The organism is Mycobacterium sp. NGS68, from assembly GCF_059812195.1.
This window is the reverse complement of sequence record NZ_JCALCE010000007.1, coordinates 36,748-51,237: the sequence shown is the minus strand read 5'-3', so window position 1 is coordinate 51,237 and position 14,490 is coordinate 36,748. Positions and strand designations below refer to the sequence as shown.

Here is a 14,490-nt window from a genome sequence, read left to right as displayed (position 1 = left end):
CGGCTCACCCGCCGCCCTGCACCGGACCCGGCTTCCATGGCGCGACTGTACCCGGCATGGCGTCGACGACGCCGCAAAGCGCGGTTCAGACGCCGACCCGGCGCCACCCGTCGGCGGCCCTGGCGGCTTGCACCAGCGCCGCGCACAATTCGCGCAGTTCGCTCGCCCCAGCTCCCTCGTCGAGCGCGGTGGCCACGTCCTCGGCGGCACATCGCACCTGGTAGACGCGGTCCGAGAGGTCTGCGGCGTCGTCGGCCGAGAGCACTACCGCGTCGGCGGGAAGGGCCAGCGCCGCTCCGGCCGCGCCCCGGGTGATCAGGGCCCGCTGCTCGTAGGCGCGCTGGCGGCAGGATTGGCGGCAGTACTGGCGGCGACGGCCCATCCCGACGTCGGTTACGTCGCGGCCGCACCAGCGGCACGGTTGAGGCCGGGCACGCCGCTTGGCAAGGGTCACGCGTGCAGACTTTAGTCCGGTCGATCCCGAGATCCCGGTATCATTGACACTCGCGGATGCTCGCGTCGCCCGTGTACCAGGGAACCGCGCAGGCCGTCGCCACGTTGACAAACGAGAGAATCGTTCGAGAGCTCGTCACGAGCCCAGGGGTTCACAGGACAAAAAGGAGTAAATGCGATGGCAGATCGTGTCCTGAGGGGCAGCCGCCTCGGAGCCGTGAGCTATGAGACCGACCGTAACCACGACCTGGCGCCCCGCCAGATCGCGCGGTATCGCACCGACAACGGCGAAGAGTTCGAGGTGCCGTTCGCCGACGACGCCGACATCCCCGGCACCTGGCAGTGCCGCAACGGCATGGAGGGCACCCTGATCGAGGGTGACCTGCCGGAGCCGAAAAAGGTCAAGCCGCCGCGCACGCACTGGGACATGCTGCTAGAGCGCCGCTCGGTCGAGGAGCTCGAGGAGCTGCTCAAGGAGCGCCTCGAACTGATCCGGTCTCGCCGCCGCGGCTGATCGGCTCGGCGAGTGTGACGGGCTCGGTACTAGCGGGTCCTACCGGGTCTGGGCGCGTGCCGCGCGGGCGCGGCTGAGCCGGCCCTCGACGCCCCAGCGGGTGACCTTGACCAGCGCCTCGCGGATGTTCGACCCGCTCATCTTCGAAACGCCGAGTTCGCGCTCGGTGAAGGTGATCGGCACCTCCACGATCAGGAATCCGTTGTTGACCGTGCGCCAGGTCATCTCGATCTGGAAGCAGTAGCCCTTGGAATCGACGGTGTCCAGGTCGATGGCCTCGAGCACCTCGCGACGATAAGCGCGGTAGCCGGCGGTGATGTCGTGCACGCCGACGCCGAGCGCCATCCGCGAATAGGTGTTGGCGGTCTTCGACAGGGCCAGCCGCCGCCACGGCCAGTTCCGTACCGTCCCGCCGTCGACGTAGCGCGAACCGATGGCCAGGTCGGCTCCGGCGTCGACCGCGTCCAGCAGCCGATGCAGCTGTTCGGGCGCGTGGCTGCCGTCGGCATCCATCTCGACGAGCACCGAGTATTCGCGGCTCATGCCCCACGCAAAACCTTCGAGGTAGGCCGCGCCGAGCCCGTTCTTGACGGTCCGGTGCAGCACGTGGGTGCGGCCGGGTTCGGCCTCGGCCAGCTCGTCGGCGAGCTTCCCGGTGCCGTCGGGGCTGTTGTCGTCCACGACGAGCAGGTGCACGTCGGGGCAGGCGTCCCTGAGCCGCCGGTGGATCAGCGGCAGGTTCTCCCGCTCGTTGAAGGTGGGGATGATCACCAGGACGCGCTGGCTGGGACGATCGCCCGGCTGGCCGGTGGTCATGTGGCTCCTTTGTGTCGCGGGAAATAACGCGGCGGTCGGCCGCTCCTGTGGTGGCCGGCGCCGCTGTGCCCGTCCTTCAGGTGGGGAGTGTAGTCACCGCCCTGTTCGGGCGGCGTTTCCGGAATGTCCGGATCGTCTGAAGCGTCGGGCTCGTCTGGCGGATCGGACGACGCGTCAGGTTCGCCGGGGCGCCGGAACCTGAGATGACGGCGCGTGAACCACCCATTCTGCCGCATCCCGACGAGAATGACCGCTCCAGCGGCTCCGACCAGCAGCATCTGCAGAATCTGACCCCACTGGGTGGCCGGGGTGAGCCGCGTCTTCAGCCGCACCTGATTGTCCAGGTAGCCGGGTTCGAAGAAGCCCGTGCGGACCAGCTCGCCGCCGTCTGGCGCGATCACCGCGCTGATGCCGGTGGTGCCGGCGACGACGACGTAGCGGTCGTGCTCGACGGCCCGAACCTTCGCGACGGCCAGCTGCTGCTCGCTCATCTCCTGGTTGAAGGTGGCGTTGTTACTGGGTACGGCGAGCAGTTGCGCGCCGTTGAGCACCGCCTTGCGCGGCTCCCGGTCGAAGATCACTTCCCAGCAGGTGGCGACCCCCAGCGGCACGTTGCCGATCTGCACGACGTCGGTGTTCTGGCGGGGCACGATGTGGCCGGCGCGGCCGGCGTAGCTGGACAGGTGCTTGAAGAGCCACGGCATCGGCAGGTACTCGCCGAAGGGCTGCACGATCTCCTTGTCATGACGATCGCCGGGTCCGGTGACCGGATTCCAGACGATCACCGTGTTGGTGTATTCGGGCGCATTCGGTGCGCCGCCCGGAACGTCGAGGATGGTGCCCACCAGGATCGGCGCGCCGATCGCGTCGGCGGCCTGCGAGATCTGCTGGCCGGCGTCGGGGTTGACCAGCGGATCGATGTCCGAGGCATTTTCCGGCCAGATCACGAGCTGCGGCCGGGGTGCGGCGCCCCGGCGGACGTCCTCGGCCAACCGCAGCGTCTCCTGGACGTGGTTGTCCAACACGGCGCGGCGTTGCGCGTTGAAGTCGAAACCGAGCCGGGGCACGTTGCCCTGCACCACGGCCACGGTGGCCGTGGGTTCGCCGCCCGATCCCGTGCCCGCGTGCCGCACGCCGGGCCAGACGACGACGGCGGCCAGCAGCACCAGGCAGATGCTGAGCCCCGGCAGCACCACGGCCGGCGGCGCGCTGTTATCGGCGGCCTTGTCGGCGGCCCGGAACCACTTCACTATTTCCAGCGCGATCGCAGTGCAACTGCAGCCGACCAGCACGACCGCCGTCGACAGCAGCGCGACCCCGCCGAGCTGCACCAACGGCAACAGCGGACCGGCGGCCTGGCCGAAGGCCACCGCGCCCCAGGGAAAGCCACCGAACGGGGCGCTCGACTTGAACCACTCGGCCGCCGCCCACACCAGCGCAAACCACAACGGCCAGCCGGGCAGTCGCCGCACCACGACGGCGAACAGGCCGAACAGGCCGACATACAGCGCCTGCACCGCCGCCAGCACCAGCCAGGGGACGGCGCCCACGAAAAGACCCACCCACGGCAGCAGCGGCAGATAGAACGCCAGCCCGAAGAGGAATCCGTAGCCCGCGCCACCCACCGCTGTGGTGGCGGGCCGGGTTAACACCCAGGCCAGCAGCGCGAAGGCGACGACGGCGGCCCACCACCAGTTCGTCGTCGGGAAGCTCGTGTAGAGCAGCACGCCGGCCAGCACGGTCACCGCGAGGCGCACCCAGCGCGGCGCCAGCGCCGCCCGCACGGCCGGCCACCGCGCGACCACCGCAGCGCGCAGCCGATCCAGCACGGGCGGGCGCGGGGTGAGCCGCTCGTCGAGGCTGCGGCGCGAAGCCGCGGCCAGCCGGTCGGACAGCGTCGGGCTGGCCGCGGTCAGCAGCTCGGCCAGGCTGGGCAGCGGGTGCTCGTCTTGGGCCTCGGGGTCGTCCTGCGGGGTGTCCGGGTCGGCGGCGGCCTCGATGATCTCGGTGTCGGGGTCGTCGCCGGTCGCAGCGACTTCCGGGGTGGTGACCGGCTCGTCGTCCAGCTCGTCATCCGGCCGCTCCGGCCGGCCGAACTTGCCGAGCCATGCCCTAGCCATGGATCACCGCGCCTCGATGCACGGTTTGGCGGCACTGCGGCGACGCGTCCGCCGGGCCCAGCCGCGGCAGCGCGGGCACCCGGGAACGCGGATCGGTGGACCACCGCGCGACGGCGTCCCGCGGCGCCGTGACGTCCAACTCCCCCGCGTCCCACACGGCGTAGGAAGCCGGCGCGCCGGGCACCAGGGATCCGGTCAGGCCGTCGCGCACCCCGCTTGCCCGCCAGCCGCCCCGGGTCGCCGCGGCGAACGCCGCCCGCGCCGACACCGCGCTGCCCGGCGTGCGGTGATTGACCGCCGCGCGGACGCTCGCCCAGGGGTCGATCCCTGTCACCGGAGCGTCCGAACCGATCGCGAGGGGCACGCCTTGCGATGCTAACAGCGCGAGCGGGTTGAGTTCGCGGCTCCGATCGGCGCCGAGACGACGCGCGTACATGCCGTCGCCGCCGCCCCACAGGGCGTCGAAATTGGGCTGCACGCTGGCGATGACGCCCCACGCGCCCAGCTTCGCCGCCTGCTGCGCGGTGACCATCTCCAGATGCTCGAGACGATGCCCGCAGCGGGCCACGGCAACCACGCCGAGGTCCTCGACGACCCTTTCGAAGGCGTCGACCGCCGCCGCGACCGCGGCGTCGCCGATGACGTGGAACCCGGCGGGCACTTCCGCCTCGGTACAGGCGCGCACGTGGGCTTCGATGGCATCGGGCTCGAGGTAGCAGGCGCCGTTACGGTCCGGGGCGTCCGTGTAGGGCTCGTGCAGCCAGGCGGTGCGCGAGCCGAGCGCCCCGTCGACGAACAGGTCGCCCGCCAGCCCGCGGGCCCCGGTCTGCTCGACCAGCGTGCGGGCCTGCGCGGCCGTGGTAACCGCCTGACCCCAATACCCGATCACCTCCACGCCGTCCTCGAGGGCGGCCAGCTGCAGCCAATCGTCCAGCCCGCCGATCTCGGGGCCGGCGCATTCGTGCACCGCGACGATGCCCGCCGCGGCCAGGGCGCGCAGCGCGGCGGCACGGGCGTCGGCGAGTTGCGCGGCGGTAAGCAGGTCACGGGCGACGGCCCGGGCCAGGTGATGCGCGTCGCCGGTCAACGGCCGCTGAGGGCTGAACCCGGCCGCGTCGGCCAGGTTCGCGACGCGGCCGCGCAGGCCGCCGGACGCCAGCGCCGAATGCACGTCGACGCGGGCCAGGTAGGCGGGGCAGCCCCCGAGCACCGCGTCGAGCTCGGCGGTCGTCGGCGGCGTGTTCTCCGGCCACGCCGACTCGTCCCAGCCATGTCCCCACACCGGCCGACCCGGGTGGGCGGCCGCGTAGTCGGCGACCAGCCGGACGCAGTGCGCCCGCGACGTGGCCGCCCGCAGGTCCAGCCCGGACAGCGTCAACCCGGTCGCGCTCAGATGAATGTGGCTGTCGACGAATGCCGGTGCCACGAAGCCGCCGTCGAGGTCCTCGACATCCGCGTCCGGGAATTGCGCGCGGCCGACGTCATCGCTGCCCAGCCACGCCACCACGCCGTCGCGCACCGCCATCGCGGTGGCGTCGGGGTGGCTCGGGCTGTGCACGCGCCCGTTGACCAGCAACCTGGTGCGGATATCGGTCACTCGGCAAAACTACGGGGCGCGGTGCGGGACGCGTGCCGGCGGCAGGACCTCGGGCTCAACATCAGTGACGTCTTGGACATCGATGACCTCGCCGTCGATGTAGTCCACCTGAGCACGGCCGTCGGGGCCGGTGCCGGGCACTCTGATGTCGGTGATCAGCGGGACCCGCCGATCCAGGCCGCGCAGAGCGAAGGCCGCCAGCACCGGCCGGGCGACGCCGCGGATCGGCGGCGCCATCAGCAGGATGCCCAGCGTCGTGGTGACCAGGCCGGGCACCAGAACCAGGACTGTGGACAGGGCGACCATCGCGCCGTCGCTCAGCGCGCTGCGCGGCGCCTTCAGCCCGGCCCGCAGCGCCATGACTTGGGCGCTGAGCTGCACGCCGGCCATCGGTGCGCCGACCACAACGCCCAGCACCGCGGCAACCATCAACGCGAGCAGGGTCCAGCCCCACCCGATCGTGACCGCCAGAGCGACTAACGCCGACAGTTCGACGATCGCGTAGAGGAGCAGCAGACGGCGGAACATATGACCTCAACGTCCGCGGCAGGAGCGCGAGTTCCCCTGGTGGCTCACGTCGCGGCTGCAGTTAGATGACGGTATGACGACGATTGAGATCGATACCCCCGATGGATTGATCGACGGGCTGCTGAGCGTTCCTCCGGGCGAAGGTCCATGGCCGGGTGTGGTGGTGATCCACGACGCGATCGGCTACGGCCCCGACATGCAATCCACCAACGACCATGTCGCCCGGGCGGGCTATCTCACGCTCACCCCGAACCTGTATGCGCGCGGCGGCCGCGCCCGCTGCGTGAGCCGGGTCATGCGCGAGTTGCTCACCAAGCGGGGTCGCGCACTCGACGACATTCTGGCCGCCCGCGACCACCTGCTCGCCATGCCGCAGTGCACCGGGCGGGTGGGCATCGCGGGCTTCTGCATGGGCGGCGGGTTCGCCCTGGTGATGTCACCGCAGGGGTTCGGCGCCTCCGCGCCGTTCTACGGCACGCCGCTGCCGCGCAATTTGAGCTCGACGCTGGACGGCGCGTGCCCGATCGTGGCGAGCTTCGGCGGCCGCGACCCGCTGGGCCTCGGTGCGGCCAACAAGCTGCGCAAGACGACGGCGGCCCTGAACATCGAAGCCGACATCAAGAGCTACCCCAGCGCCGGGCACAGCTTCGCCAATAAGCTCCCCGGCCAGCCGCTGCTGCGCATCACCGGATTCGGCCACAACGAAGAGGCCGCCGAGGACGCGTGGAGCCGCGTGTTCGCCTTCTTCGGCGAGCATTTGGGGGCCGCGAGCTGAACCCGACGCTTGGCCCGCGAGGGTGCGCATAGGTACGGCGACACGCCGCGCTGACCGGCATGCTGTGCACCATGGCCGCGGCTTGGGGCACGACTCAGCTGTTCGGCAGCTTCTTCGACAGCGTGGCCGCGAACGTATGGGTGTCTCCGGGCCAGCGCGCCGACACGTAGGTGCCGTCGTCGACGACGAACGCCGGCCGCGAGTCGGTCGCCGTGTCGCGCACCAGGCCGGCTGACTTGAGCCGCCGGCGTGGCGTCGTGCGCTCGACGTCGCGGAAGTCGGACGGGTCCCGCAGGGCGCGGGTGACTTCGGACTGCACGGACATGTAGCCGGCCGGCTGGCCGGGCTCCTCGGTGTAGGTGCGGTAGTAGTCGGGGTCCCAGAACCGGGTGATGCGGGTGAGCCGCCACGCGGTGCGCTCCAGCGCCCAGGTCAACGCGGTGGTCTTGCGTCCGTACAGCACCGAGCGGCCGGTGGCGGGATCGACGCTGCGGGCCGCGAGCAGCACGCCGTGGCAAATCGCGGCGACGGTGATCTTTCGGGCGAAGGCGTCCGCGACGAGCCGCTGCAGGACGTTGCTGTCGATGTAGCTGCGCATCCCCCGGGCCCGGTGGCCGCCGGGCAGCAGCAGCGCGTCGACGTCGTCGAGGGTGGCCCGGCTCCAGCTGACCGGATGCTGAAACTCGTTCGACTGCAGCATCTTTTGGTAGGCCTCGCGGCCGTCCTTATTCGCCCGCAGCGCGAGGCCAATGATCGGGATGGTTCCGAGCACCGGCAGCGCGGACCAGAGGTCCAACCCGCGGCCGGTCACCATGATGTCGTCGGCCGCGCCCGGCGCGCCGCTTTCGGTGGCAAAGACGACCCGATGCCCGTTGCGGGTCAGCACCCGCCAGCTGACCGCGACCTCCGTCGGGTCGAAGTCGCGATCCGGGATCGGGATGAGGACGCTGCCCACCTGTGCTCTAGGGGACCCTGAGCTCGAGGCCGACGTTGTTCTCCATGCCGCCGCGCAGCTTGCTGAACAGGTTGAAGACCTTCCCCACGATGCCGTACCGCTTGCCGATGGCGTCGTAGACGGCGGGGTTGTGCGACTTGTCCAGGATGGTCGCGGTGCCCTCGACGGCGTCGCTCTTGGGTCGTCCGCGCATGTCACACACGGCCATGGTCACGCGTGGCGTGTTGCGGATTCGCTTGACCTTCCACGCCTTTCCCTCGGTGATCACCAGTAGGCGGTCACCGTGCTCCTTGTCCAACGCGGCCCAGATCGGGGTGGGCTTGGGCCGGCCGTCCTTGGTGAAGGTGGTCAGCAGGATGTAATTCGCCTTGGCCAGGTCGGCAAAAGTTGGTGTCACGGGTGTCAACCTACCTGCACGTTGCCTGGCATCCCCTCGCGAGCGGGGCTAGGTGCTAGGCCTCGAGGTCACCCTCGGTTTCCAGCAGCGCCTGGCGCAATCCGTCGAGCGTGTCCGACTGCGGCTCGGCCCACATGCCGCGGCCCGCCGCCTCCAGCAACCGCTCGGCCATGCCATGCAGCGCCCACGGGTTGGACTCAGCCATGAACTTGCGGTTCTCGGGGTCCAGCACGTAGCGGTCGGTGAGCTGTTCGTACATCCAGTCGGCCATCACCCCGGCCGTGGCGTCGTAACCGAACAGGTAGTCGACGGTAGCGGCCATCTCGAACGCGCCCTTGTAGCCGTGCCGGCGCATCGCGGCCATCCAGCGGGGATTGACGACGCGGGCCCGGAACACCCGGGTGGTCTCCTCCGACAGCGTGCGGGTGCGAATCGCGTCGGGCCGGGTGTTGTCGCCGATGTAGGCGGCCGGCGCCTGGCCGGTCAGCGCCCGCACGGTGGCGACCATGCCGCCGTGGTACTGGAAATAGTCGTCGGAGTCGGCGATGTCGTGTTCGCGGGTGTCGGTGTTCTTGGCGGCCACCGCGATCCGGCGATACTGGCGGTTCATGTCGTCGACCGCCTCGCGACCGTCCAGCCCGCGGCCGTACGCGAAGCCGCCCCACGCCGTGTACACCTGCGCCAGGTCGGCGTCGTCGCGCCAGTTGCGGCTGTCGATCAGCTGCAGCAACCCGGCCCCGTAGCTGCCCGGCTTGGATCCGAAAATCCTTGTCGTGGCGCGGCGTTGGTCCCCGTGCTGGGCGAGATCCGCCTGCGCGTGCGCGCGGACGTAGTTGTCGTCGGCCGGCTCGTCGAGGTCGGCGACGAGCCACACGGCGTCGTCGAGCATCGTCACGACGTGCGGGAAGGCGTCGCGGAAGAAACCGGAAATCCGCACCGTCACGTCGATCCTCGGGCGGCCCAGCTCGGTCAGCGATATCGGCGTCAGGCCGATCACCCGTCGCGAGGCGTCGTCCCAAACCGGCCGAACACCCACCAGCGCAAGCACTTCGGCGATGTCGTCGCCCGCCGTGCGCATCGCCGAGGTGCCCCACACCGAAAGCCCGACGGACTGCGGCCACCGGCCGTGGTCGTCGCGGTAGCGGGCAAGCAGCGAATCCGCCAGCGCCACACCGGCCTCCCAGGCCAGCCGCGACGGCACGGCCTTGGGGTCGACGGAGTAGAAGTTGCGGCCCGTGGGCAGGACGTTGATCAGCCCGCGCAGCGGTGACCCCGACGGCCCGGACGGGATGAACCGGCCGTCCAACGCGCGCAGCACGTGCTCGATCTCGCTGGCGGTGCCCGCGAGCCGGGGCACCACCTCGGTCGCCGCGAACCGCAGCACGGCGGCGACGTCGGCGTTGTCGGTGAGCCGGTCCGCCGCATCGGAGTCCCAGCCGCTGGCCTGCAGGGCGGCGACCAGTTCACGCGCGGCGGCCTCAGCGTGATCCACCGCGGACCGTTCGTCGGTGCCGTCCTCCGCCAGGCCCAACGCCTGCCGCAGGCCGGGGATGGCCTGCTCACCGCCGAACAATTGCCGCGCCCGCAGCATGGCCAGCACCAGGTCGAGTTCGCCCTCCCCCGTTGGTCGTTGGCCGAGAATGTGCAAACCGTCGCGGATTTGGACATCCTTGATCTCGCACAGCCAGCCGTCGACGTGCAGGATCATGTCGTCGAACGAATCCTCTTCGGGCCGCTCGGTGAGGCCGAGGTCGTGGTCCATCTTGGCGGCCCGGATCAGGGTCCAGATCTGCTGGCGAATGGCGGGCAGTTTGCCGGGGTCCAGGGCGGCGACGTTGGCGTGCTCGTCGAGCAACTGCTCCAAACGGGCTATGTCGCCGTAGGTTTCGGCGCGGGCCATGGGCGGGATCAGGTGGTCGACGAGCACGGCGTGCGCCCGCCGCTTGGCCTGGGTGCCCTCGCCGGGGTCGTTGACCAGAAAGGGGTAGATCAGCGGCAGGTTGCCCAGCGCCGCGTCGGACGCACACGCCGCCGACATTCCCAGCGTCTTGCCGGGCAGCCATTCCAGGTTGCCGTGCTTGCCCAGATGCACCACGGCGTCGGCGCCGAAACCGGCATCGAGCCAGTGGTAGGCGGCCAGGTAGTGGTGGCTGGGCGGCAGGTCCGGATCGTGGTAGATGGCCACGGGATTCTCGCCGAAGCCGCGCGGCGGCTGGACCATCAGCACCAGGTTGCCGGCTTGCAGTGCGGCGATGACGATCTCGCCATCCGGGTCGGTGCCGCGGTCGACGAACAGCTGCCCTGGCGCCGGGCCCCAGTGCTCGACGACCGCGTCGGCGAGTTCGGCGGGCAGCGTGGCGAACCACTCGCGATAGTCCTTGGCGGACACTCGAATCGGGTTTCCGGACAACTGTTCGGAGGTGAGCCAGTCGGGGTCTTGGCCACCGCGTTCGATCAGGGCATGGATCAGCGCGTCACCGTCATTCGACTCCACACCCGGCAGCTCCCCCACCCGATAGCCACGCTCCGCCATGGCCCGCAGCAGCGCGACGGCGCTGGCCGGGGTGTCGAGCCCGACGGCGTTGCCGATGCGGGCGTGTTTGGTGGGATAGGCCGAAAACACCAGGGCGACCCGCTTGTCGGCGGGGACGACGTGCCGCAACCGCGCGTGCCGGACGGCCAGGCCCGCGACCCGCGCGCAGCGCTCGGCATCGGCGACATAGGAGATCAACCCGTCGTCGTCGATCTCCTTGAACGAGAAGGGGACCGTGATGATGCGGCCGTCGAACTCGGGTACCGCGACCTGGCTGGCCACGTCCAGCGGGCTCAGGCCGTCGTCGTTGGCGCACCACTGATCCCGCGGGCTGGTCAAGCACAGCCCCTGCAGGATCGGGATATCCAGGGCCGCAAGGTGTTCGACGTTCCAGCTGTCGTCGAGACCACCAGCCGCCGCCGTAGCGGGCCTGGTACCGCCGGCGGCCAGCACCGTGACCACCATGGCGTCGGCGTCGCCGAGCCGCTGCAGCAATTCGGGTTCGGCGGTTCGCAGCGACGCGCAGTACACCGGCAGCGGCCGCGCGCCGGCGTCTTCGATTGCGCGGCACAGCGCTTCGACGTAGGCGGTGTTGCCGGCCAACTGCTGCGCGCGGTAGTACAGCACTGCGATCGTGGGGCCCTCGACCGCGACACCGGGTCGTTCCAGTTCGCCCCACGTCGGGGTGACGGCGGGCGGCGCGAAGCCAAAGCCCGTCATCAGCACCGTGTCGGACAGGAACGCATGCAGCTGGCGCAGGTTTTCGACGCCACCGTGGGCGAGATAGATGTGGGCCTGCACGGCGATGCCGGCCGCGAGGGTGGACAGTCCCGTCAGCTCGGCATCGGCCGCTTGCTCGCCGCTGACCAGCACGGTGGGCACGCCGCTGGCCAGGACCGCGTCGATACCGCTCTGCCAGGCGCGATAGCCGCCGAGGATCCGCACCACCACGACGGCGGTATCGGCGAGCAGCTCGGGCAGCTCGTCGTCGGACAGCCGCGACGGGTTGGCCCACCGGTAGTTCTTTGCGCTGGCGCGGGCGCCGATCAGGTCGGTGTCGGACGTCGACAACAGCAGAATCGTCGGCTCAGCCACCTACCATTCGTACCGCAGCGCCCCCGCGTCGATCGGTTATGGGTAGCGTGAGGCGATGGAATCTTCGCTTGCAGGAAAAGTTGTAGCGATCACCGGCGGGGCCCGCGGCATCGGCTTGGCCATCGCGACGGCCTTGCACAACGCGGGCGCCAAGGTCGCTATCGGCGACATCGACGAGGCCGCGGCCAAGGAGGCCGGGCGCCCCTTTGAGCTTTCCGCCAAACTGGACGTGACCGACCGCGAGTCCTTCACCGCCTTCTTGGACGCCGTCGAAAGCCAGTTGGGGCCGCTCGAAGTGGTGGTGAACAATGCCGGCGTCATTGCCGTCGGCAACGCGGTCGACGAGTCCGATGCGGCCACCCGGCTGCAACTCGACGTCAACGTCTTCGGCGTGATCCTGGGCACCAAGCTGGCCGCCCAGCGCATGCTGCCCCGCCATCGCGGCCACATCGTCAACATTGCCTCGCTCGGCGGCGTGCTTCCGTCGGAGGGCATCGCAACCTATTGCGGCACAAAGCATGCCGTCCTCGGGTACACCGACACCGTTCGCCTGGAGAACCGCGGCAGCGGCGTGCACTTCTCGGCGATCATGCCGACCTTGACCAACACCGAGATGGTCGACGGCATCGGGCATGCGCGCGGCTTCAAGAACGTCGAGCCGGAGGACGTCGCGCAGGCGGTCGTCGACGTGATCGGCAAGCCGAAACCCCGCGTGGCCATTCCCTGGTCGATGGGCATCGTGCTGTCGGCCCAGCGTTTGTTGCCGCGGGCGGTGGCCGAGGCGCTGGGTCGCGCGTTGGGCACCGGGCGGGTCTTCACGACCGACGTGCAGCGCGAGAAGCGTGCGGCGTATGCCCGACGGGCCGGAACCTCCTGACGCTCACGCTGCGCCGACGGCGCCGAGTTGGTACGTTGACGGCGGAATCTCGCTAACCGCCGCCGGAGGTGAAGTGAGGGCAGTGCACCTGGCGATCGCGTTCGCCGTCGCCGCCATATCCGCTGCGCCGCAGGCTTACGCGGGCCCGCTGGACGACTACGTCAACCGCAACGGCCGCAGCGTCTGCGCCGAACTCGACAAGGCCGATTCGGGCGGCGACATCTTCAGACTCGCGCTCACCATCGCGAAAGAGGGCGGATTCAGCCTCCGCGAGGCCGGCAACGTCATCGGGCGCTCGACTGCCGCCTTCTGCCCCTACAACTCGGCGAAGGTCAGGCAGGCCGGCTACTAGGCCGTGCGCACGTCGAAGTCGGTGAGCTGCGGCCGGCGCAGGAGCTGGGTGTGGGTGTCCGGCGACCACGGGAACAGCTCGGGCAGACCGTCTTTGCCGAGGTACCAGCTGTTGCATCCGGAGGTCCAGATCGTCTGCGGCATAGCGGCTTTCATGTCCTCGTTGTATTGCTTGGTCGCCGCTTCGGTCGGCGCTGCGGCGAGCACGCGCCCGTCGCGGAGCTGGTTGATCCACCACATCACGTAGTTGGCCTGATCCTCGGCGATCGGAACCAGCGACTGATTGCCGATCGGCGAATGCGGACCTATCAGCATGAACAGGTTGGGGAATCCGGGCACCGCGACGGACCGGTAGGCCCTGGGGCCGTCGGCCCACGCCTCGTCCAGGGTGAGCCCGCCCTCGCCGATCACGTCAAGCGGGCGCACGTAGGCCCGCGCGTCGAACCCGGTGGCGAAGACCAGTAGATCGACTTCGTGCAGGGCGCCGTTGGCGGTGACGACGCCGCGTGGCTCGATGTGGTCGATCGCGTCCGTGATCACCTCGACACCTGGCTTTTGCACGGAGCGGTAGAAATTCCCCGCCATGACCTGCCGCTTGCACATCGGCTGGTACGCCGGGGTGAGCTTGGCCCGAAGCTCCGGGTTGCGCACCGAGAACCGCAGGTTCCATCGAGACCAGGCCTGGATTTGACGGCGCTGCCAGCACGGACGGATCGGCGCCACGCCGAACCAGTGCCGCATCAGCCATCCCCAGAACCGATAAGGCAGAACGTTCAGCGCCGACCACCGGGACAGCGCCGCCTGACTCCACTTCGAGTAGCGCAGGTTGGGGAAGGGATAGACCCACTGCGCGCTGCGCTGGAAGACCTTCAGCTGACGCACCTTGCCGCCGAGTTCCGCGGTGATCTGCACGCCCGTCGACCCAGTCCCGATCAAGCCGATCCGCTTGTCCGGCAAGGAGACCGAGTGGTCCCAGCGCGAGGAGTGGAACGCCGGACCGGCGAACGTGTCCCGTCCGGGAATGTCCGGGTATCGCGGCACCCGCAGCACGCCGGTCGCGGTGACGAGGACGTCGAACGTCTCCTCGCCGTCGGGGGTGGTGAGATGCCACCGGCCGTCGTCGTAGCGGGCCGCGGTGACGTTGGTGCCGAACCGGATGTGCTTGCGAATGCCACGTTCGGTGGCGACCTGCTGGAAGTAGGCCTGGATCTCCGATCCCGGCGGCAACAGGTGCGACCAATTCGGGTTCGGCCGAAACGAATACGAGTAGTAACGCGACGGGACGTCGCAGGTGAGCCCGGGATACGTATTGTCGCGCCAGGTGCCCCCGACGTCGTCGGCCTTCTCGAAGATGGTGAACGAGTCGATGCCGGCATCCTGCAGCTTGGCCGCCATGCAGATGCCGGACATTCCGGCGCCGAGAATCGCGATCTTCAGTGCACGCTGCGCTGACATGACACCACCCACTTTCGCTGGCCT

General features: G+C 69.8%; 11 protein-coding genes and 1 pseudogene. 4 read left to right on the top strand and 8 right to left on the bottom strand.

Annotated elements, in window-relative coordinates:
• Positions 1-85: 85 nt before the first annotated feature.
• Entirely contained in the window at positions 86-454 is a 369-nt protein-coding gene (locus AC5Y5V_RS10240) for a hypothetical protein (RefSeq protein ID WP_499933690.1), read from the bottom strand.
• 177 nt (positions 455-631) lie between these two features.
• Between AC5Y5V_RS10240 and rbpA the strand changes: the two genes are divergently transcribed.
• A complete protein-coding gene (gene rbpA / locus AC5Y5V_RS10235; protein ID WP_499933688.1) occupies positions 632-967 on the top strand; it encodes an RNA polymerase-binding protein RbpA in 336 nt (111 codons plus the stop codon).
• A gap of 39 nt (positions 968-1,006) precedes the next feature.
• Here the strand turns inward: rbpA and lnt are convergent.
• The 3 genes and pseudogenes from lnt to AC5Y5V_RS10220 all read right to left on the bottom strand — a co-directional run bounded on the left by lnt (position 1,007) and on the right by AC5Y5V_RS10220 (position 6,028).
• Positions 1,007-3,903, bottom strand: a pseudogene (gene lnt, locus AC5Y5V_RS10230) (apolipoprotein N-acyltransferase).
• Entirely contained in the window at positions 3,896-5,428 is a 1,533-nt protein-coding gene (locus AC5Y5V_RS10225) for an amidohydrolase (RefSeq protein WP_499934183.1), read from the bottom strand. The pseudogene lnt and the gene AC5Y5V_RS10225 overlap by 8 nt, the downstream one beginning before the upstream one ends.
• Positions 5,429-5,509: 81 nt before the next feature.
• A complete protein-coding gene (locus AC5Y5V_RS10220; RefSeq protein WP_499933686.1) occupies positions 5,510-6,028 on the bottom strand; it encodes an FxsA family protein in 519 nt (172 codons plus the stop codon).
• Between the two features lie 73 nt (positions 6,029-6,101).
• Between AC5Y5V_RS10220 and AC5Y5V_RS10215 the strand changes: the two genes are divergently transcribed.
• A complete protein-coding gene (locus AC5Y5V_RS10215; RefSeq protein WP_499933684.1) occupies positions 6,102-6,803 on the top strand; it encodes a dienelactone hydrolase family protein in 702 nt (233 codons plus the stop codon).
• A 94-nt stretch (positions 6,804-6,897) separates the two neighbouring features.
• On the opposite strand, the gene AC5Y5V_RS10210 is transcribed toward AC5Y5V_RS10215, so the two are convergent.
• From AC5Y5V_RS10210 to cobN, 3 genes are read right to left on the bottom strand one after another with little or no spacing between them, the layout of a single operon-like run.
• Positions 6,898-7,758, bottom strand: a complete 861-nt coding sequence (locus AC5Y5V_RS10210) for a type 1 glutamine amidotransferase domain-containing protein (protein ID WP_499933682.1) — start codon at positions 7,756-7,758, stop codon at positions 6,898-6,900.
• A gap of 7 nt (positions 7,759-7,765) precedes the next feature.
• A complete protein-coding gene (locus AC5Y5V_RS10205; protein WP_499933679.1) occupies positions 7,766-8,155 on the bottom strand; it encodes a PPOX class F420-dependent oxidoreductase in 390 nt (129 codons plus the stop codon).
• A gap of 55 nt (positions 8,156-8,210) precedes the next feature.
• Complete coding sequence (gene cobN / locus AC5Y5V_RS10200) at positions 8,211-11,783, bottom strand: cobaltochelatase subunit CobN (RefSeq protein ID WP_499933677.1); 3,573 nt, start codon at positions 11,781-11,783, stop codon at positions 8,211-8,213.
• A 55-nt stretch (positions 11,784-11,838) separates the two neighbouring features.
• Between cobN and AC5Y5V_RS10195 the strand changes: the two genes are divergently transcribed.
• Entirely contained in the window at positions 11,839-12,660 is an 822-nt protein-coding gene (locus AC5Y5V_RS10195; RefSeq protein WP_499933675.1) for an SDR family oxidoreductase, read from the top strand.
• Positions 12,661-12,733: 73 nt separating this feature from the next.
• On the top strand, positions 12,734-13,012 hold the full coding sequence (locus AC5Y5V_RS10190) for a DUF732 domain-containing protein (protein WP_499933673.1): 279 nt from the start codon (positions 12,734-12,736) through the stop codon (positions 13,010-13,012).
• Here the strand turns inward: AC5Y5V_RS10190 and AC5Y5V_RS10185 are convergent.
• Positions 13,009-14,466, bottom strand: a complete 1,458-nt coding sequence (locus AC5Y5V_RS10185; protein ID WP_499933671.1) for a flavin-containing monooxygenase — start codon at positions 14,464-14,466, stop codon at positions 13,009-13,011. The genes AC5Y5V_RS10190 and AC5Y5V_RS10185 overlap by 4 nt on opposite strands.
• Positions 14,467-14,490: the final 24 nt, after the last annotated feature.

Excerpts from the sequence above, each read along its gene's own strand:
- AC5Y5V_RS10225 (WP_499934183.1), bottom strand. The coding sequence starts at position 5,428 with ATGGCGGTGCGCGACGGCGTGGTGGCGTGGCTGGGCAGCGATGACGTC.
- AC5Y5V_RS10195 (WP_499933675.1), top strand. The coding sequence starts at position 11,839 with ATGGAATCTTCGCTTGCAGGAAAAGTTGTAGCGATCACCGGCGGGGCC.
- AC5Y5V_RS10185 (WP_499933671.1), bottom strand. The coding sequence starts at position 14,466 with ATGTCAGCGCAGCGTGCACTGAAGATCGCGATTCTCGGCGCCGGAATG.
- AC5Y5V_RS10215 (WP_499933684.1), top strand. The coding sequence starts at position 6,102 with ATGACGACGATTGAGATCGATACCCCCGATGGATTGATCGACGGGCTG.
- AC5Y5V_RS10220 (WP_499933686.1), bottom strand. The coding sequence starts at position 6,028 with ATGTTCCGCCGTCTGCTGCTCCTCTACGCGATCGTCGAACTGTCGGCG.
- rbpA (WP_499933688.1), top strand. The coding sequence starts at position 632 with ATGGCAGATCGTGTCCTGAGGGGCAGCCGCCTCGGAGCCGTGAGCTAT.